The 19,536-nt window shown below is 67.1% G+C and carries 15 protein-coding genes and 1 pseudogene; 3 read left to right on the top strand and 13 right to left on the bottom strand.

The features are described 5' to 3' along the window. Window positions 1-392: 392 nt before the first annotated feature. Window positions 393-2,027 (top strand): hypothetical protein, encoded by a 1,635-nt coding sequence (locus tag EU513_RS09320; protein WP_129625623.1) that lies wholly within the window; start codon window positions 393-395, stop codon window positions 2,025-2,027. A gap of 142 nt (window positions 2,028-2,169) precedes the next feature. Here the strand turns inward: EU513_RS09320 and EU513_RS09315 are convergent, their stop codons facing one another. The 9 genes from EU513_RS09315 to EU513_RS09275 all read right to left on the bottom strand — a co-directional run bounded on the left by EU513_RS09315 (window position 2,170) and on the right by EU513_RS09275 (window position 10,659). After that, entirely contained in the window at window positions 2,170-2,295 is a 126-nt protein-coding gene (locus EU513_RS09315; RefSeq protein ID WP_129625622.1) for an NAD-dependent epimerase/dehydratase family protein, read from the bottom strand. Window positions 2,296-2,297: 2 nt separating this feature from the next. Continuing rightward, a complete protein-coding gene (locus EU513_RS09310) occupies window positions 2,298-3,077 on the bottom strand; it encodes a DedA family protein (RefSeq protein WP_129625621.1) in 780 nt (259 codons plus the stop codon). After that, window positions 3,074-4,207, bottom strand: coding sequence for a glutamate 5-kinase (proB, locus tag EU513_RS09305; protein WP_240795997.1), 1,134 nt, complete (start codon window positions 4,205-4,207; stop codon window positions 3,074-3,076). The genes EU513_RS09310 and proB overlap by 4 nt, the downstream gene beginning before the upstream one ends. Next, window positions 4,204-4,563, bottom strand: coding sequence for a DUF2568 domain-containing protein (locus tag EU513_RS09300; RefSeq protein ID WP_168990226.1), 360 nt, complete (start codon window positions 4,561-4,563; stop codon window positions 4,204-4,206). The genes proB and EU513_RS09300 overlap by 4 nt, the downstream gene beginning before the upstream one ends. Next, entirely contained in the window at window positions 4,560-6,074 is a 1,515-nt protein-coding gene (gene obgE, locus EU513_RS09295) for a GTPase ObgE (RefSeq protein ID WP_129625618.1), read from the bottom strand. The genes EU513_RS09300 and obgE overlap by 4 nt, the downstream gene beginning before the upstream one ends. A gap of 102 nt (window positions 6,075-6,176) precedes the next feature. Beyond that, window positions 6,177-6,434, bottom strand: a complete 258-nt coding sequence (gene rpmA / locus EU513_RS09290; protein WP_129625617.1) for a 50S ribosomal protein L27 — start codon at window positions 6,432-6,434, stop codon at window positions 6,177-6,179. Between the two features lie 39 nt (window positions 6,435-6,473). Further along, entirely contained in the window at window positions 6,474-6,782 is a 309-nt protein-coding gene (rplU, locus tag EU513_RS09285; protein WP_129625616.1) for a 50S ribosomal protein L21, read from the bottom strand. Between the two features lie 99 nt (window positions 6,783-6,881). Continuing rightward, the gene (locus EU513_RS09280) at window positions 6,882-9,698 is read right to left on the bottom strand and encodes an Rne/Rng family ribonuclease (RefSeq protein WP_129625615.1); all 2,817 of its coding nucleotides are present in this window, start codon (window positions 9,696-9,698) and stop codon (window positions 6,882-6,884) included. 256 nt (window positions 9,699-9,954) lie between these two features. After that, window positions 9,955-10,659 (bottom strand): TIGR03936 family radical SAM-associated protein, encoded by a 705-nt coding sequence (locus EU513_RS09275; protein ID WP_129625614.1) that lies wholly within the window; start codon window positions 10,657-10,659, stop codon window positions 9,955-9,957. A 92-nt stretch (window positions 10,660-10,751) separates the two neighbouring features. Here EU513_RS09275 and EU513_RS09270 point away from each other — a divergent pair, with 92 nt between their 5' ends. Then, window positions 10,752-12,056, top strand: a complete 1,305-nt coding sequence (locus EU513_RS09270) for an MFS transporter (protein WP_240795995.1) — start codon at window positions 10,752-10,754, stop codon at window positions 12,054-12,056. Between the two features lie 171 nt (window positions 12,057-12,227). Here the strand turns inward: EU513_RS09270 and EU513_RS09265 are convergent, their stop codons facing one another. The 4 genes and pseudogenes from EU513_RS09265 to EU513_RS09250 form a co-directional block, all read right to left on the bottom strand. Continuing rightward, window positions 12,228-14,207 carry a TIGR03960 family B12-binding radical SAM protein gene (locus EU513_RS09265; protein WP_129625613.1) on the bottom strand — a complete coding sequence of 660 codons (1,980 nt, stop codon included), beginning with the start codon at window positions 14,205-14,207 and terminating at the stop codon, window positions 12,228-12,230. 104 nt (window positions 14,208-14,311) lie between these two features. Beyond that, window positions 14,312-16,153 (bottom strand): annotated as a pseudogene (locus EU513_RS09260) (long-chain fatty acid--CoA ligase). 118 nt (window positions 16,154-16,271) lie between these two features. Continuing rightward, on the bottom strand, window positions 16,272-17,426 hold the full coding sequence (rodA, locus tag EU513_RS09255; protein WP_129625612.1) for a rod shape-determining protein RodA: 1,155 nt from the start codon (window positions 17,424-17,426) through the stop codon (window positions 16,272-16,274). Between the two features lie 14 nt (window positions 17,427-17,440). Then, window positions 17,441-18,397: a bifunctional riboflavin kinase/FAD synthetase gene (locus EU513_RS09250; protein ID WP_240795994.1), complete on the bottom strand. Its 957-nt coding sequence runs from the start codon at window positions 18,395-18,397 to the stop codon at window positions 17,441-17,443. Window positions 18,398-18,497: 100 nt separating this feature from the next. On the opposite strand from EU513_RS09250, the gene EU513_RS09245 reads away from it, so the two are divergent. After that, the gene (locus EU513_RS09245; RefSeq protein WP_168990225.1) at window positions 18,498-19,529 is read left to right on the top strand and encodes a putative sugar O-methyltransferase; all 1,032 of its coding nucleotides are present in this window, start codon (window positions 18,498-18,500) and stop codon (window positions 19,527-19,529) included. Window positions 19,530-19,536: the final 7 nt, after the last annotated feature.

Genomic DNA, 19,536 nt, shown 5'->3' with positions numbered 1-19,536 from the left:
GCTGCCACGACCGTCGACGTTGTCCAGATGCGGGCCTGGTACCGACCCGGTGTGGTCCTAGGCCCAGTACGGAATCTCTTCGTCGCCACCACCAGCAAGGTGTTTGAGCACCGCACGTGCGGCCCCCTCGCGGAAGTCGTAACTGTCCCTATGGTGTCGATTTCGCACTTCACGGGCGACCCTGTCGGCGACAGCCCTGGATGCGGGACCTGCAGGAGTCGCCGCGAACGCCATGGCCACAGCCAGTACCTCGTCGTCCTCAACGCACGGCGCCTGTTGCGACCGGAGATCCTGCCGTCTGAGTAGGTGTGTCGAGACGCAAATCAAACCTGCGCGACCATGCCGTCGGCTCACCGACGGGGGTTGTCGGTGGTCCCGCCTAGAGTTTCTTCATGGCCGTCAGCTACGAGTTCTACGAACCGGTCTCACCGGTGGAATTCGTTCTGCTGCAATCTCTTTCGGACCCGAAGCAGCGTTTGTTGAACCAGCTTCTGAACGCTTTGGGATCGCCCGCGGAGATGCTGACGTTCGCGAACCGGATCTCCCGGGAAGCGTTCCACCGGCTCGAATCAGACGCCGTGCGCAACACCGGGTCCATCGCCACCACCCGATCCGTCGACGTCGATGACCATCGCATGCTCGAGAAAGCAGTGACCGGTTCCACCCAGTTGGCATCCACCTCCCAGGCGGTCCAGGCGATGGCCATGGCCCGGTACGCAGCGATCGACGAAGAGCTGGTCGATTCCGACACCGGGGTCACCACCAAGGTCGAACACCCGCTCGGACACCAAGCACCGTTCGCCGACACCGACCTGGCGGCTGCGTGTCAGATGGCACCCCGCACCGCGTCGAGCAAGCTGAGCAACTCCATCGACGCGTGCACCAAAACGCCCGGTCTGTTGGCGGCCGCGGTCGAGGGTTCGATCCCGTACTGGAAAGTCAGCCTCGTTGCCTCCGAGCTGGTGAGCGCTTCACCCGAAACCTCTCACCGGGTCGAGCAGCACCTGCTCGACACGAAAGGCTTCGACACCTGGGGCTACCTGAAGGTGAAGACCGCCGCGCGCACGTTGGTGACGCAATGGGAGGCCGAGGCTGCAAAGAAGGCGCGGGTCAAAGAAGCCAAGGAAACCACCGGTGTCTGGGTTCGACCCTCCGACATACCAGGCATGGCCGAACTGTGCGCCATCGGCCCGGCCGACCAGATCGCCCGCATCTACGGCGCGGTCGACCAACTCGCTGATCAACGCGCCAAGAACCCATCAAAGGCCGATGACCCGGCCACAGATGCGAAGCCGACGCTCGGACAACTCCGCCTCGGCGCGTTGCACGACCTCGTCACCCAAGGTGCTGACGTGAGCTACCAGGTCGTGATCCAGGTCCCTGTCGTGCGCGAGGAACGTGAGGAACAGGCTGCGACCGCGGCCAAACGTGCCACCGACGACCCGGAACACGAGCCCGAGGCGTCCCCGGACGACGGGTCACCACCACCCGGACAATCCACCTCATCCCCGCGAGGTCCTGACCATTCCGGAGCGCCCGCCGACACTGATGGCACCGAATCCGACTCAACAGCACGCGAATCGGACCACTGCTACACAACGGGGTGGGCACGCATCGCCGGGATCGGGTTCATCCGGCCCGAAGTGCTCGACGCGTTGATCGAGCAGTTCGGTTGCCGCCTCACCCGAGCACTGGTCAACGCCGACACCGGAGTCACTGGTGAAACCTCGACAACCGTGTACGAGCCCACGCCGCGGATCAGGCAGTTCGTCCAGCAACGCGACCAAACCTGCCGGTTCCCCATGTGCACACGCGCCGCCATCAGGTGCGACATCGACCACGTCATCGAATGGCCCCAGGGACCCACCGCCGGGCACAACCTCGCCGCACTCTGCCGCCACCACCACGACGCGAAGACCAAGAAGCACTGGGACTACGACATGAGCGACGACGGAGTCTGCACCTGGACCTCCCGCACCGGCCGCACCTACATCACCTACCCCGACTCCGTGCACGACGCTTCATGAATCAGCCCCGTGCGGTCGGGTAGCCGTTCACGGTCACCGGGTTTCGGCGCATGCGCCCTCCTCCGTCGGGCGCATGACTCAACCAGCGGCGAAGCGACAACTCAGTACAAGCCTTCGTCGGACACCTAGCTCAACCAGCGGTTTAGGGACGATTCAGACCGACCGGCGCGCGATGCACGGTGGCTACGACGTCGTCACCACGCACGGCGAGCGCGCGGACGACCTGCCTGCCGAGCGCGCCGGACGCACCGGTGACCAGGACGCGCACGGTCAGGACGCAGCCTCGCGCTGCTGGCGACGGGTGCGCAGGAAGGTGCTGACGAAGATGAAGATCAGCATCGCGACAGCGAACCAGTTGGCGTACTTCGCGATCACCTTCACCAGGTCCTTCGCGGGTTCACCGATGTTGAACCCGAGATACATCCACACAGCGCGGTAGCAGAGCGCGCCGATGAAGTCGATCAGCATGTACTTACGCAGCTTCATTCCGACGTCACCGACGAACGCCGCGACGATCGCGCCGGGCAGGAACGGGATGAACCAGGACAGGAAGATCGCGGGTGCGCCGTACTTGCGTGCCAGCCGCTCGGCGGCGGCACCGGTACGAGCTGCCCACTTCGAGCGTCCGGACATGACCCGGATGATGTCGTGACCCCAGAGTTTGCCGGCCCACCAGAAGATCCAGTCGAACTTCACCGAGGTCAGGGCTGCTGCGAGCAGCGCCACCCACCACCAGGGCTCGTCGCCAGTCGCGAGCTTGGCGCCGATGTCGGCCATGGCGATGTTCGATCCGGTGACGAACGCGAGCACGTAGGAGTCAAGTCCGAGCAGGATCGGACGCAGCGGCAGCAGGATGATGCCGTAGAGGCCGAGCAGCGCGATCGCGGCCCAGCACTGTTTGTCCTGCTTGCTCGGCTTGCCCTGCCAGGGCAGGTTGGGGTCGTCCCACCACTCCTTGGTGGGCGGATTCTTCTCCGCGTCCGCCGCTGCCTGCTCGGCCGCGGTGGGTTCTTCGTGCGAGCCCGATCCGGGTTCGGACGGCTGGCTCATCGGGTTCCCTTTCGCAGCACGACCAGGTCGTCGCGGTGGATCACTTCTCGTTCGTACTCCGGCCCCAACGCGGCAGCCAGTTCTTTGGTGCCGCGGCCGAGCAACTCCGGCAGTTCGTGGGCGTCGTAGTTGACCAGGCCGCGCGCGACGACGGTGCCGTCGAGGGCGCACAGATCGACCGGGTCGCCGGCGGCGAACTTGCCGCTCACCGAGCGAATCCCGGCAGGTAGCAACGACTTTCCGCGCTGCACAACAGCAGCGACGGCGCCGTCGTCGAGCATCAGGCGCCCGCGGGAGGTGGTGGCGTGGGCCAGCCAGAGATGCCGAGCCCGGCGGACGCGCGGCTGAGGTGCGAACACGGTGCCGACGTCCTGCCCCGCGATCGCTGCCGCGGCCTGGGAGGCACTCGTCAGGACGGTCGTCACCCCGGCGCCGGTGGCGATCCGAGCTGCCTCGACCTTGGTCACCATCCCACCGGTGCCGACCGACGAACCGGAGCCCCCGACGTCGATGCCGTCGAGTTCGGACTCGTCCAGCACCGTCTCGATACGCGAGGTGCCGGGGCGCGAGGGAGGTCCGTCGTACAGCGCGTCGACGTCGGACAGCAGCACGAGCGCGTCCGCGCTGATCAAGTGCGCGACCAATGCCGCGAGCCGGTCGTTGTCACCGAACCGGATCTCGTGGGTGGCGATCGTGTCGTTCTCGTTGACAACCGGTACCGCGCCCATCGCGAACAAGCGATCGAGGGTGCGTTTGGCGTTCGTGTAGTGACCCCGGCGGGTCACGTCGTCACTGGTCAGCAGCACCTGGCCGACCACGAGGTCGTGGCGGGCGAAGGCCGCGGTGTAGGCGGCCATCAGTGCACCCTGACCGACACTGGCAGCAGCCTGCTGGGTGGCCAGGTCACGCGGACGACGGGCCAATTGCAATGGCGCGAGACCGGCCGCGATCGCGCCGGAGGACACCAGGACGACGTCGCTGCCCTCGAGACGGCGCGCGGCAAGGACATCGGACAGCGCGGTGACGGCGTCCGGATCCAGGCCTCCCCCGGGGCGGGTCAGCGAACTCGAGCCGATCTTGACGACCAGTCGGTTCGCCGTCCGGACGGCGGCGCGCAGGTCGGAGGTCACGACCGCGAGGATACGTGCAGTTGTTCGGTCACGGGTTGGGCGACCACGGTCGCGGCGCATCCGGCGAGGCCGAACACCGGTCCCCACCACACCCCGGCCGCCGAGAGCACGGCAGCGACACCGAGAAAGAGTGCGCAGCCCAACAGCATCCGATGGCCCGGACGCAGCCGGTGGTCCGCGTTCGGTGACATCCAGCGATTCCAGGTCAGGCCGAGGAGCACGACCACGAGGATGACAGCAGGAATGGCCCATGCACCCGGCGCGATCCTGGCGGCGGCATATCCGGCACCGACGAACAGCGCGATCTCACTGAGGAACGCTGCGACGGCAGCGACCCACACTGCGTTGCGGTTCACTCGTCGTCGGTCCAGACGCCGGCGTCACGCTCGGTCCACAGCTCCTCACGCGCTTCGCGCTGGGCGTCCTTGCGCGCGTGGAAGTCCTCCCGCTTCTCCGACCGGGTGGGACGCGCCGGGCCCTCATCCAGGCGCAGGTCGGTGCCACGGGCACCGAGCAACTCGGCTCCGGCCTGCAGCGTGGGCTCCCAGTCGAAGACGACCGCGTTGTCGGCCGGGCCGATCACGACGGTCGAACCGGGCACGGCGCCGGCCTTGAACAGTGCTTCCTCGACGCCGAGGCGGGCCAGGCGGTCGGCCAGATAGCCGACAGCCTCGTCGTTGGCGAAGTCGGTCTGGCGCACCCAGCGGGTGGGGCGCTCGCCGACGACGCGAAAGACCGGTTCGTCGGCCGGGCCTTCCTTCTTGATCGTGAAGCCGGAGTCGTCGACTGCCTTGGGACGCAACACGGTTCGTGTCGGTGCCGTGTCGCGTTCGATCTCGGCGCGGGCCTGTGCGACGTGCTTGGCGAGTGAGAACGACAGTTCCTTGAGCCCACGGTGCGCGACGGCGGAGACGATGTGCACCTCCAGGCCGCGGGCCTCGAGATCGGGCTTGACGAACTCGGCGAGTTCGAGTGCGTCCGGCACGTCGGCCTTGTTCAGCACGACGATGCGGGTGCGCTCGGCCAACGGCTTGCCGCCGAGGGTCGCGTCGGGCACGTACTCCGAGAGCTCGTGCTCGATGACGTCGAGGTCGGTCATCGGGTCGCGGCCGGGTTCCAGGGTCGCGCAGTCGACCACGTGCACCAGCACCGAGCAGCGCTCCACGTGACGCAGGAACTCCAGACCGAGGCCCTTGCCCTGGCTCGCGCCGGGGATAAGTCCGGGGACGTCGGCGATCGTGTAGCGCTCGGAGCCTGCCGTGACCACACCGAGGTTCGGGACGAGCGTGGTGAACGGGTAGTCGGCGATCTTCGGCTTCGCGGCCGACATCACCGAGACCAGTGAGGACTTGCCCGCGGAGGGAAAACCGATGAGCGCGACGTCGGCGAGCGTTTTCAGCTCCAGCACGACGTCCAACTCGTCACCGGGCTCACCCAGCAGCGCGAAACCAGGGGCCTTGCGCCGCGGCGAGGAGAGCGCCTTGTTGCCCAACCCACCGCGTCCGCCGCGGGCCACGATGAATCGGACGCCGTCACCGACGAGGTCGGCGAGGATCTCGCCCCGGGTGTCCTTGACGACCGTGCCCTCCGGCACCCGCAGGACGAGGTCTTCGCCGTCGGCACCGTTGCGCTCGTCACCGGCGCCGGGCTTGCCGTTGGTGGCCTTGCGGTTGGGAGTGTGGTGGTACTCCAGCAGCGTCGTCACCTGGGTGTCGACCTCGAGCACGACATCGCCGCCGCGTCCGCCGTTGCCGCCGTCGGGGCCACCGAGCGGCTTGAACTTCTCGCGTTTCACCGATGCGACGCCGTGGCCGCCCTTACCGGCGCTGACGTGCAGCAGCACCCGGTCGACGAAGTTGGTCGCCATCGCTGAACCTTCCGTTCAAAGGGAAACCTGTGGATGAAACCGACAGGGTGGGTCCGATCATCTCGGACCCACCCTGTCGAATGTCTTGGAGACGAAGCCTGATCAGGCCTCGACCTGGACGATGTTGACCGTCTTGCGGCCACGCTTGCTGCCGAACTCGACCGAGCCCGGGACGAGCGCGAACAGCGTGTCGTCCTTGCCACGTCCGACGCCCTCACCGGGGTGGAAGTGGGTACCGCGCTGGCGGACGATGATCTCGCCGGCGCCGACGACCTGACCGCCGAAGCGCTTCACGCCAAGACGCTGCGCGTTGGAGTCGCGACCGTTACGGGTCGAAGACGCACCCTTCTTGTGTGCCATGTCTGTGCCTACCTATCCGTTGTTCGTCGCAGTCGAGGCTCAGGCCTCGATCGCGGTGACCTTGACTCGGGTCAGCGGCTGACGGTGGCCCTGACGCTTGCGGTAACCGGTCTTGTTCTTGTACTTCATGATGGTGATCTTCGGGCCCTTGGCGGACTCGACGACCTCGGCCTTGACCGAGACCTTCGCCAGCTTGGCGGCGTCGGAGGTCACCTTGTCGCCGTCGACCAGCAGCAGCGGGGCCAGGTCGATGGACTCGCCGGCCTTGACGGCCACCTTGTCAATGATCAGGACGTCGCCCACGGAGACCTTCTCCTGGCGTCCGCCCGCGCGAACAATCGCGTACACGTCGTAACTCACTTTCGTCTTGGCGTACTCGCTCTGTATGACCGGCCAACAGCTACCCCGTGAGGGACGTCGGCTCGGTGGGCACACCGAGGGACAACTTTACCGGTCGGTCGGGTCCTGCTCCAAATTCGCGGGCGGTCCTGCCGGAGAAACGACCCGGGCACGACGCGGACGCCGCTTCACCGGCGCCGCGGGAGCCTGCTCCGGCTCGTCCGCGACGATCTCGCGCGAACCGGCATCGGGGGCCTCGGCGGCCACCACGGTCTGCGGCACCTCCTGCGGCTCGGGCGCACTCGCCGGAGCAACCGAAGGCGAACCCGCGCGACGGGACCCGCGACGCTTGCGCGCCGGCGGCTCGGTCGTTGCGGGCGCCTGGAGGACCGGGGCCGCGGATGCTCCCACGACGGACGCGGTCACGTCGGCGACCGGGCGCTCGTCGACGCCGCGCTCACTCATCTCGACCTGCGAGGTCGGCGCGTCCACGTCGAGGTCGAGCTCGACGTGGGCGTCGTCACCGGCGGCCTGTGCGGCTTCGGCCTTCTTTGCTGCAGCGGCGTGCGCCGCTGCGGCGATCTGGGCCGCCGTCGGACCGGAGGACTTCGGCTGCTGCTCGGGCTCGTCCTCCTTGCGTCCGCGCTTGCTGCGCCGGCTGTTGCCACCGCCACCGTTGCCGTTGTTGCCGCCGGAGTTGTTGCCACTGCCGGAGTTGCCGTTGTTGCCGTTGCCGGCGTTGTTGCCGCCGGACTTCTCGACGGGCGCGTCGTGCACGATCACGCCGCGTCCGTCGCAGTGCACACAGTTCTCGGAGAAGATCTCCAGCAGTCCGCTGCCTACGCGCTTGCGGGTCATCTGGACCAGACCCAGCGAGGTCACCTCGGCGACCTGGTGCTTGGTGCGGTCACGTCCGAGGCATTCCAGGAGGCGGCGCACGACCAGGTCGCGGTTGGACTCCAGCACCATGTCGATGAAGTCGACGACGATGATTCCGCCGATGTCGCGCAGGCGCAGCTGTCGAACGATCTCCTCGGCGGCCTCGAGGTTGTTGCGGGTGACCGTCTCCTCCAGGTTGCCGCCGGAGCCGATGAACTTGCCGGTGTTGACGTCGACGACCGTCATCGCCTCGGTGCGGTCGATCACCAGCGAGCCACCCGAGGGGAGCCAGACCTTGCGGTCGAGCGCCTTGGTCAGCTGCTCGTCCACGCGGTGCACGGTGAACAGATCGGTCTCGCCGGTCCACTTCTCCAGGCGCTCGGCCAGGTCGGGAGCGACGGTGCCGATGTAGTCCGACACCTCGTCCCAGGACGTGTCGCCGGCGACGATCAGCTTGCTGAAGTCCTCATTGAAGACGTCACGGATCACGCGCAGCGTCAGGTCGGGCTCACCGTGCAGCAGCGACGGTGCGTTCTGGCTTTTGCTGGCCTTCTGGATCTGCTCCCAGGTGGCCTGCAGACGCTCGACGTCGGCGCGCAGGTCCTCCTCGCTGGCGCCCTCCGCGGCGGTGCGGACGATGACGCCCGCGTCGGCCGGGACGACCTCCTTGAGGATCTTCTTCAGGCGGGCGCGCTCATTGTCGGGCAGCTTGCGGGAGATACCGGTCATCGAGTTGCCCGGCACGTACACCAGGAACCGACCCGGCAGCGAGACCTGCGAGGTCAGACGGGCGCCTTTGTGACCGATCGGGTCCTTGGTCACCTGCACCAGCACCGACTCACCCGAGGAGAGCGCATGCTCGATCCGCTTGGGCTGGTTGTCGAGGCCGGCGGCGTCCCAGTTGACCTCGCCGGCGTACAGGACCGCGTTGCGTCCGCGACCGATGTCGACGAACGCGGCTTCCATGCTCGGCAGCACGTTCTGGACGCGGCCGAGGTAGACGTTGCCGGCCATCGAGGACTGCTGGGTCTCACGCGAGACGTAGTGCTCGACCAGGACACCGTCCTCCAGGACGCCGATCTGGGTGCGACCGTCACGCTCACGCACGACCATGACGCGCTCGACGCTCTCGCGGCGGGCGAGGAACTCGGCCTCGGTGATCGAGGTACGCCGACGACCTGCCTCGCGGCCCTCCCGGCGGCGCTGCTTCTTGGCCTCCAGACGGGTCGAACCCTTGATCGCGGTGACCTCGTCGCGCTCCTTGCGCGGCTCGCGCACCTTGGTCACCGTGCCGGGCGGGTCGTCCCCGTCGGCGGAGGTACCACTGCGGCGACGGCGACGGGTGCGCCGACGGCTGTTCGCATCATCGGAGTTGTCGTCGGAGTTGTCCTGGCCGCCGTCGTCGGACGTGTCGTCCGCACCGTCACCCGAGTCATCCGTGTCGTCGGAGTCGTGGTTGTTGTCGTCGGGGCCCTGACCGCCATCGCCACCGCGATCGGATCGCTTGTTGCGGTTGTTCCGCCCGCGGCCCGAGCGCTGGTTCGGCTTGTCCTCGGACTTCTGCTCGGAGTCGGCGTCGGACTCCTGGTCGTCCTGACTCCGGTCACGACCATGGTCGCGGCTCTCGTTCTGGCCGTCGGCGTGGTTGTCGTCGTTCTGGCCGCGCGTGCGCCGACCGCGTCCGCCGCGACGACGGCCACGTCCGCCGCCGTCGATCGAATCGTCGGTTTCGTCCGAATCGGAGTTCGAACGGCCGACCGGCGCGTCGTTACCGCCCGCGTCCTCGTTGTCATCGGCGTCGTCCTGGGCACGGCGACGCGGCACCCGCACCTCGAGGTCTGGCGTCTGGAAGATCAGCCCGAAGCTGGGCGGTACCGCCGGTACGGACGGACGCTCCTGATCGGTGGACTTGGCAGTGGCATCGCCATCCGACTGCGCCGAGAAAAGACTGCCGGGTTCGTTCTGCTGGGGGCCCATGGCCCTCCTTTGTGGATCAGCACGCGGAGCCGCCCACGCCCTGAGATTCGCATCCCGCACACTCCGCATGTCGCGGTGTCTGCCGCCGCCGTCCCGAAGTCCGGGCGGCGACGAGAAGTCGTCTGTTACATCGGGGCAGCTCGCGCGTTGCGCGGCACTGCGACGATGCCGTCGGGTGCTCTGGCCGGCGCGCTCTCGCTGATGGGGCGCACCGTTCGGCCGGAACCTCGGCGGGGCACGACGCCGGCGTGGTGGGCAGCGTGACCGTTACCGAGTATCGCACACCGCTCACCCGGAAGGGTTGCGGGCGGAAGCGGCGGGTCGTTCAGGCGAGCGGGTCGGCAATGAGACCGTCGTCGTGCGGTGTGCCCTGCCGCAACCGGGTGGTCAGCGGCGAGCGCGCGAACTCGATGCCGGAGACCTGCTTCAGGGCAGACAGGACGTCGTCCGGCCGCACACTCGGCGTCGTGTGCTCCAACGAGATCTCCAGCACGCTCCCCTGTGCCGTTGCCTTCTTGATCGCCGAGCGCACGTCGAAGGTGCGCGGACCGGACTTCATCATCCGGGTGACCTCGACGCGCTCCTGCGCGAGCAACACGTCCAGCGCCGCGGCGAGCGCTGCCTCGTCCGTGCCTTCGAACTGCAACCGCCAGTCACTGGCCTGCAGACTGTCGGCCAGCGAACCGCCCTGCGCCGGAGCGACCTTGATGACGTCGAGACCCTCCGGGAGGGCTTCGTCGAGCGCGATCCGCACCTGCTCGGGATCGCATTCGCGCTGCAACGCGAGTTCGAAGTACTCGGCCTCGCTCGCGGTGCCCGTCGCGGCCGCGTTCGCGTAACTGATGCGCGGGTGGGGGTGGAAACCGGCAGAGAAGGCGATCGGGATTTCAGCGCGGCGCACTGCGCGTTCGAGCGCCCGCTGGAAGTCGCGGGTGGAGGTGAACCGCAGCCGTCCACGCTTGGCGTACTGCACCCGCAGCTTCTGCACGACCGGTGCGGGAGGCGGACCTTCGGGTACTCGTTTGGCCATGGCGGATCAGCGTACGCCGCCCGGCCCACAGTCGTCCGAACGGATGGCGGAACGCTCTCGTCACCGTCGGGTTCGAGGTGCATCATGGCGCAGTGAGAGCACGCAGGTTCGCGATCCACCCGGCGTGGATCATCGCCCTCGTCACGCTGCTGACGATGATGGGTTCGGCCGGCTTCCGTGCTGCGCCAGGGGTGTTGATGCACCCCCTGCACGGCGAGTTCGGCTGGCCGATGGGCCTGATGGGCACCGCGGTCTCGATCAACCTGATCCTCTTCGGTCTGACCGCGCCGTTCTCTGCCGCGCTCATGGAGCGATTCGGCGTGCGACCGGTGATGGTGGTCGCGCTGATCCTCATCGGACTCGGGTCGATCCTGCCCCGCTGGATGACCGAGCCGTGGCAACTCATCGCCTGCTGGGGCGTGCTGATCGGCCTCGGCACCGGGTCGATCTCCATGTCCCTGGTCGCCACGATCACCGGACGCTGGTTCGTGCAGCAGCGGGGGTTGGTGTCGGGTGTTCTCAGCGCCGCGAACGCCACCGGCCAGCTGGCGTTCCTGCCGGTGATGGCATGGCTGCTGACCACCCAGGGCTGGCGCGCTGCATCCACCACGATCGGCGTGGCTGCGCTGTGCGCGGTGCCTCTCGTCGTCCTGTTCATACGCAACCGGCCCGAGGACCTCGGCGTCCGGGCGTACGGCGCCACGGAAAGCGACCCACCGGCGTCCGTGCCGGTGCAGAACGCAGCGAAACTCGCGGTCACGACCCTTCGGCAGGCCTTGCACAGCCGGGCCTTCTGGCTGCTGGCCGGCACGTTCGCGATCTGCGGAGCGAGTACCAACGGACTCGTCGGGACGCACTTCATTCCGGCCGCGATGGACCACGGGATGGGCGAGCAGGCGGCCGCCGGACTGCTGGCCCTGGTCGGCGTCTTCGACATCGTCGGCACGATCGCGTCCGGGTGGTTGACCGACCGCTTCGACCCCAGACTCCTGCTCGGCATCTACTACGCCGGACGCGGGTTGTCGCTGTTCGCGTTGCCGACCTTGTTCAGCGATTCGGTGCAGCTGAACATGTTCGCGTTCATCCTGTTCTACGGCCTCGACTGGGTCGCGACCGTGCCGCCGACCATGGCGCTGTGCAGACAACACTTCGGCGAACGTGCGCCGATCGTCTTCGGTTGGGTGTTCGCGAGCCACCAACTCGGTGCAGCCGTCACCGCGAGCGCCGCCGGCTGGATCAGGGACGACCGCGGCACCTACGACCTGGCGTTCTACGCCGCCGGTGCCCTCTGCATCATCGCGGCCGCCGTGTGCCCGACCATTCACGCCGGTCGCAAGCAGCTCACCGAGAAGGACGCCGAGAACGTGCACTCGACCGTCGGCGAGTTGCAGGTCTGAGCGGTCAGCGTCCCGGCGGAGCCCTCGACGTAGCACCGACAGCGAGATCGACCGGACCCTCCAGCGGGCCGCGGTGCCAGGTCCGGACGTCGCGCACAGTTTCACCGGTCACCGGAAATCACGTGCCCGATACAACCACGGGTCACCCGAAATCGCTTGCGGTGCAGGCGATCAGACGACACTCAGCGGCAGCAGCTTCTTGCCGGTCGGACCGATCTGGATCTCGGTGCCCATCTGAGGGCAGACACCGCAGTCGAAGCACGGGGTCCAGCGGCAGTCGTCGACCTCGGTCTCGTCGAGGGCGTCCTGCCAGTCGTCCCAGAGCCATTCCTTGTCCAGGCCGGAATCCAGGTGATCCCACGCGAGCACCTCGGTCTCGCCGCGTTCACGCGTGGTGTACCAGGCGACGTCCACGCCGTACGGCTCCAGAGCCTCCTCGGCACAACGCATCCAACGCTCGTAGGAGAAGTGCTCGCTCCACCCGTCGAAGCGTCCGCCGTCGCGCCAGACGGCCTCGATGACGCGTCCGATGCGACGATCACCGCGCGAGAGCAGTCCTTCGACGATGCCCGGCTGACCGTCGTGGTAGCGCATGCCGATCGAGCTGCCGTACCGCTTGTCGGAGCGGATCGCGTCACGCAGTTTCTGCAGACGGGCGTCGGTCTCCTCCGCGCCCAGTTGCGCGCACCACTGGAACGGAGTGTGCGGCTTGGGCACGAACCCACCGATGGAGACGGTGCAGCGGATGTCCTTGCGGCCACTCACCTGTCGGCCGGTCTCGATGACCCGCTTGGCGAGCTCGGCGATCTGCAGCACGTCCTCGTCGGTCTCGGTCGGCAGACCGCACATGAAGTACAGCTTCACCTGGCGCCAGCCGGCACCGTAGGCGGCGGCGACGGTGTTGATGAGGTCGTCCTCGGTGACCATCTTGTTGATCACCTTGCGGATGCGTTCCGAGCCGCCCTCCGGGGCGAAGGTCAGGCCGGAGCGACGACCGTTGCGGGTCAGTTCGTTCGCCAGGTCGATGTTGAAGGCGTCCACCCGGGTGGACGGGAGTGACAGTCCGGTCTGGGTGCCCTCGTACCGGTCGGCCAGGCCCTTGGTCAGGTCGGCGATCTCGGTGTGGTCGGCGGAGCTGAGTGAGAGCAGTCCGACTTCCTCGAATCCCGTAGCGGCCAGGCCCTTCTGGACCATCTCGCCGATACCGGTGATCGAGCGTTCGCGCACCGGACGGGTGATCATCCCCGCCTGACAGAACCGGCAGCCGCGGGTGCAGCCGCGAAAGATCTCCACCGACATGCGTTCGTGCACCGTCTCGGCCAGCGGCACCAGCGGCTGCTTCGGATACGGCCACTCGTCGAGTTCCATGACGGTGTGCTTCGACACGCGCCACGGGACGCCGGGCGCCTGCGGTGAGGGCGCGACGCGCTTGATCCGGCCGTCGGGGAGGTAGTCGACGTCGTAGAACGCCGGCACGTAGACGCCCCCGGTGCGCGCCAGGCGCAGCAGCAGTTCGCGGCGTCCGCCCGGACGTCCCTCGGCCTTCCACGCAGCGATGTGGGTGGTGATCGCCAGGACGGCTTCCTCGCCGTCGCCGACGACCGCACAGTCGATGAAGTCGGAGATCGGTTCAGGGTTGAACGCGGCGTGACCACCGGCCAACACGATCGGGTCGTCGTCGCCGCGGTCGGCCGCGTGCAGCGGGATACCGGCCAGGTCGAGCGCGGTGAGCATGTTGGTGTAACCGAGCTCGGTCGAGAACGACAGGCCGAAAACGTCGAAGTCGCGCACCGCGCGGTGCCCGTCGACGGTGAACTGCGGCAGACCGTGCTCCCGCATCTGCGCTTCCATGTCGGGCCACATCGCGTACGTGCGCTCGGCGAGAGCGTTCGGCTGCTCGTTGAGCACTTCGTACAGGATCATCACGCCCTGGTTGGGCAGCCCGACCTCGTACGCGTCGGGGTACATCAGGGCCCAGCGAACTGTGAGTTCCTGGCCGTCCGGGCCGGTGCCGCCGCAGTTCCAGTCCTTGGTCTGGCTGTTCAGCTCACCGCCGACGTACTGGATCGGCTTGCTGACGCGCTCGAGCAGCGGCTCGAGATCGTGGAAGAGGGACTCACCCGGAGCGGAGGTACGCGGGGTCACAGACATGAACTCCAGGGTAGGTGAGCGGCGGGCATTGGTCGAACACACGCAGTGATGCACGAAGGCCCGCGCGGCAGGCGCGGGCCTTCGTGAACGGTTGTCTGCTCGGATCAGTCCTGGTAGAGCGTGTCCAGGTCGTCCTTGTACTTCTTGACGACGACCTTCCGCTTGAGCTTGAGGCTCGGCGTGATCTCGCCCTCCTCGATCGACAGGTCGCGCGGCAGGATGATGAACCGCTTGATCTGCTCCCAGCGGGCGAGCTTGCTGTTGAGCTCGTCGACATATCCCTGCACCATCTCGCGCACCTGGTCGGAGGTGACGATGGTCTGGTAGTCGGCGCCCTTCAAGTCGCCACCGTGCGCGTCCGCCCATTCCTTGATGGCGTCCTCGTCGAGCGTGATGAGCGCCGACACGAATTTGCGACCGTCGCCCTCGACGACCAGTTGCGAGGCGAAGGGGCAGATGCCCTTGAAGATCGCCTCGATCTGGCTGGGTGCGACGTACTTGCCGTTGGAGGTCTTGAAGAGGTCCTTCTTGCGGTCGGTGACCCGCAGGTGACCGGTCGGGTTGAGCTCGCCGATGTCGCCGGTGTGGAACCACCCGTCGTCGGTGAGCACTTCCTTGGTGACGTCGTCCATGCCGCGGTAACCCTGCATCACGCCGGGTCCCTTCACCAGGATCTCGCCGTCCTCGGCGATCTTCACCTCGGTGCCGGGCAGCGGCCAGCCGACGGTGCCCGGGATGTTGGCGTAGGGACGGTTGACGAACGTAGCGGCACTGGTCTCGGTGAGTCCGTAACCCTCCAGGATCGGGATGCCCATCCCGTCGAACTACTTGGCCACGTCCTGGTTGAGTGCGGCCGAACCGGAGATGAAGAAGCGGATGTTGCCACCGAACCGCTGACGGATCTTCTTGGCGATGATTGCGTCACCGATCTTGTGCATGGCGGCCGTGGCAGCTCCGAGCTTTTCGCCCTTGGAGTTGGCATCGGACACCTTGAGCGCGTTGGCCGAGTGCCAGTCGAACAACTTCGCCTTCGCGCCGCCCTCCTCGCGCATCATGATCGAGATACGGCCATAGACCTTCTCGAAGATGCGCGGTGCAGCGCCCATCCACACCGGCTTCACCACCGGGAGGTTCTCGACGATCTTGTCGACCCGGCCGTCGATGGCGGTGGTGAATCCGATCTGCAGCGGAAGGGTCAGCAGCACCTTGCCGAAGACGTGGGCCAGCGGCAGCCACAGGAAGGCCTTGTCGTCCGGCCCCAACAGATTGGACGAATCGACGGCCGCAGCTTCGTAGGTCCACGCGCGGTGCGGCAGCCGCACACCCTTCGGGCGGCCGGTGGTGCCGGAGGTGTAGATGAGGGTGGACAGGTGCTCCGGTTCGATCTTGTCGACCCGCTCCTCGATCGCACCCTCGTGCGAGGCAAGGTACTCGGCGCCGAGCTTCTCCAGGTCGGCCAACGAGATGATCCAGTCGCCGTCCGATTCACCGTCGAAGGTGACGACCTTGACGACGGAATCGATCGCGTCACGGCCCTCACGCAACATCGTGTTGTGCGCGTCGTCCTCGGTGAAGACGACTTTGCTGCCCGAGTCGGCGATGATGAACAGCGTGTCGTCGACGGTGGAGGTCGGGTAGATCGTGGTGGTGGCCGCACCGGCGAGCATCACGCCGAGGTCGGTGATCGCCCACTCCACGCGGGTCGCACTCGCGATCGCGACGCGGTCCTCCATCTCGACGCCGAGGCTGATCAGACCGGCGGCGATGTTGCGTGAGCGGACGGCGACCTCCGCCCAGGTCAGGGAGTGCCAGTTCTCGTCGGCGTCCGGGAACTCGAACGCGACCCGATCCGGGGTCTTCGAGACGCGATCGAGGAAGAGCGCACCGACCGAACGGGCGGCGTTGTTGATCACCGCGTAGTCGGGCTTCTCTTCCTGGTTGCTCATCATTGCCATGGTGTTTTTCTCTCCTGCGTCGGGGGCGGGGCTCGCCAGTTTGTGACCCAGGTTACTTACGGGTCACAAGATCGTCAGGCGTTCCCGGCAACAAACCGGTCTCTCTTGCTCAATACAGACGCCGCAGGCTCACCAGATGGACGTTCTCCAGCAGCCCGATCGCCACCCAACAGGCGAACATGCTCGACCCGCCGTAGGAGACGAACGGCAGCGGAAGTCCGGTGACGGGCATGAGCCCGAGGTTCATCCCGATGTTCTCCAGCACCTGGAACAGGAACCAACCGACGACACCGACCGCGACCAGGCGTCCGAAGGAGTCCTGCGCGCGGCGGGCGATCAGGACTGCGCGCACCAGGATCGTTCCCAGCAACGCGATCACGATCGCTGCGCCGACGAAGCCGAGTTCCTCGCCTGCCACGGAGAAGACGAAGTCGGTCTGCTGGAAGGGGATGAAACCGCCCTGCGTCTGGCGTCCCTGGAAGAGTCCTTCGCCGGTCCAGCCGCCCGATCCGATCGCGATCTTCACCTGCTGCACCTGGTAGCCGATGCCGGTCGGGTCGCCGTCAGGATCCGCGAACGCGGTCAGGCGGGCTCGTTGGTACGGGTCGAGCACGTTTGTGGTCACGGCGATCACCGCCGCGCACGCCATTGCGGTGAAGATCGTGGCCAGCCACCACCGCGAGGCCCCCGACACCGCGAGTACGCAGACGCTGAGCATCACCAGGACCAGGGCCGAGCCGAGGTCGGGTTGGGCGAGCACGAGCAGGATCGGCAGGGCGGCCACTCCCCCGGCGAGCCACACATCGCGCCGCGGAGGCGGCGCGCCACGTTCTCCCCGCTCGGCCAGGATCATCGCCAGACCCACACATAGGGCGACCTTCGCCAGTTCGGCGGGCTGGATCGAGAAGCCGGGCACCTGGATCCAGGACCGGGACCCGTTGATGGTCGAACCCAACGGACTCAGTACGAGCACCAGACCCACGATCGCGCCCAGGTAGACCCACGGCGCCAATGCGCGGATCGCCCGGAAGTCGGTTCGCATCACCACCACCGCCAGGGTGACACCGACGACGGTGTTGAACAGATGCCGCACCAGAGATCCGGCGCCTTCCACGTTCCGCGTGGCGGAGTACACCAGGAGCGCGCCGATCGCGCAGAGAGCTGCCGCGGACAGCAGCAGACCCCAGTCGCTGCGTGTCCAGGACAACTGACGCGTGTCGGCGGTCTTCGGCCAGACGGCGCCGAGACCGCCCTGCGTCGTCATCGGGAGGTCCGTCGTCAGTCGCTCAGGGCCGGGCAGAGCCTGCGGGCCTCGTCGACGTCGCGGGTCATCTGCTCGATGAGTGGTTCGATGCCCTCGAATTTCACGTTGCCACGCAACCGCTGCACGAACTCCACCGTGACGACCTCGTCGTAAAGGTCGAGGTCGGTGCGGTCGAGCACGTATGCCTCCACGGTGCGCTGAGTGCCCTCGAAGGTCGGGTTGGTGCCGACCGAGATCGCCGCGGGGAGGCGGTGATCGGGGTGGATCGGCGCCAGCGACGGACGTACCAGATAACCGGCATAGACGCCGTCGGCGGGCACCATGCCGGTGCTGTTCTGGGCGAGGTTCGCCGTGGGAAAGCCGAGTTCACGGCCACGTTCGAAACCGTGCACGACCATGCCGGTCACTGTGTGCGGGCGACCGAGGATGTCGGCGGCGGCGGTGACATCACCCTCCCGCAGCGCTTCGCGGACGCACGTCGAGGAGTAGCGCCGCCCGGTGCCCACGTCGTCCAGCACGACGACCTCGAAGCCGTGCTCGTCGCCCAGATCGCGCAGCGTCGAGACATCACCGGAGTTGCGCACACCGAAGCGAGTGTCTTTGCCGCACACCACGACCCGGACATTCAGTGCTTCGACGAAGACGGCACGGACGAAGTCCTCGGGAGTCATCGCAGCCAGTTCGGTGGTGAACTCCAGGACCAAGGTCGCGGCCACACCGGCGTCGGCCAGGCGGCTCATCCGCGCCTCGAGCCCGGCCAATGCCTCGGGGGCCTCGTCCGGACGCAGGACGGCAATCGGATGCGGATCGAAGGTCACTGCGACCGGGGTCGCGTCTCGTTCACCGGCGAGGCCACAGACTCGTTCCAGCAGTGCTTGGTGCCCGCGGTGCACGCCGTCGAAGTTGCCCATCGTCACGACGGTGGGTCCGAGGTCGGCCGGCACGTCCTCGACGCGGGTGATCACAAGCACGGCGGCAACTGTAGTGCGCGTGCTCATCCGACGGCGTTCCGCCTCGTGCCACTATTCGAACGACCCGGAACACCGGTGGACGCAGGTGATGGAGGTAGGGATGACTGGCTGGGCCGAGCTGACGCGCCGATCGCTCGACGAACTCCGCACGACGGACGAGACGTATCGTCCGACGAACTTCTGGGGACCCGGCGTGGATCGCCTGCTGTCCGAGATGGAGACGATCGGTCTGGAGAAGTTCAAATCGTGGCCGAGTGCCCCGATCTGGTTCTACCCGATGTACGGCAACGGCTGGACCGAGGCGACGTTGGCCAAAGCGCTGCAGAGCGCGAAGCAGGTCAACCCGCGCGCCGACCAGGGATACTTCTACAACTCACTGAACGGATGGTTCGAGGCACGGCGCGACTTCGACGTGGCCATGATGGCCTGGGACCAGCACCGGTGGCCGTTCGACATCGGCGGGCACGGCGAGAGCAAGGTCGGATCCCCTTGGCAGGCATTCGGGGGTGTCCCCGGAGGAAGTGCCCAGTTCGGCAGGGCGTACGCCAACTACCTGCTGCTGCTGGCGGCGCTTTCGCGGCACGTCGATCGTCCACCGACCAGCTTCCTGGAGATCGGCGGCGGTTTCGGCGTTCTCGGCGAGATCGTGCGCACGCGCGATCCGCAAGCACGGTACGTCGACCTCGACATCCCGCCGCTGCTGACCGTGGCCTCCTACTACCTGACCGAACTCTTCGGCGCCGATTCGGTCACCGTCTACGACCCGCAGACAGCCGCACGCGGTCCGATTTCCGTGCCCGAATGTGGCGTGTTGCCCAACTTCCGCATCGAGGACCTCGACGCCCAGTTCGACGTGTTCGTCAACTCCTTCTCCTTCCAGGAGATGGAGCCGCCCGTCGTCGACCACTACATCGGGCAGGTCTGCGACAAGGGCATCACGTACGCCGTGTCGCTCAACTCGCGAGAGGGCAAGCCGAAGGCAGCACAGGCAGGCGACTGGGGCGCCCTGGACCCGGTCAAGTCCGCCGACATCATCGACATGTTCGACCGCCATGGGCTCGAACTGGTCGGTCAGTACGACACCCCGCTGGTCCGCAGCGCCGGACAGGTCAACGTCTTCCGTCGCCGCTGACTCACCG

It is taken from the genome of Yimella sp. RIT 621, from assembly GCF_004146205.1.
GTDB lineage: Bacteria > Actinomycetota > Actinomycetes > Actinomycetales > Dermatophilaceae > Yimella > Yimella lutea.
This window is presented reverse-complemented; position numbering and strand designations above follow the sequence as displayed.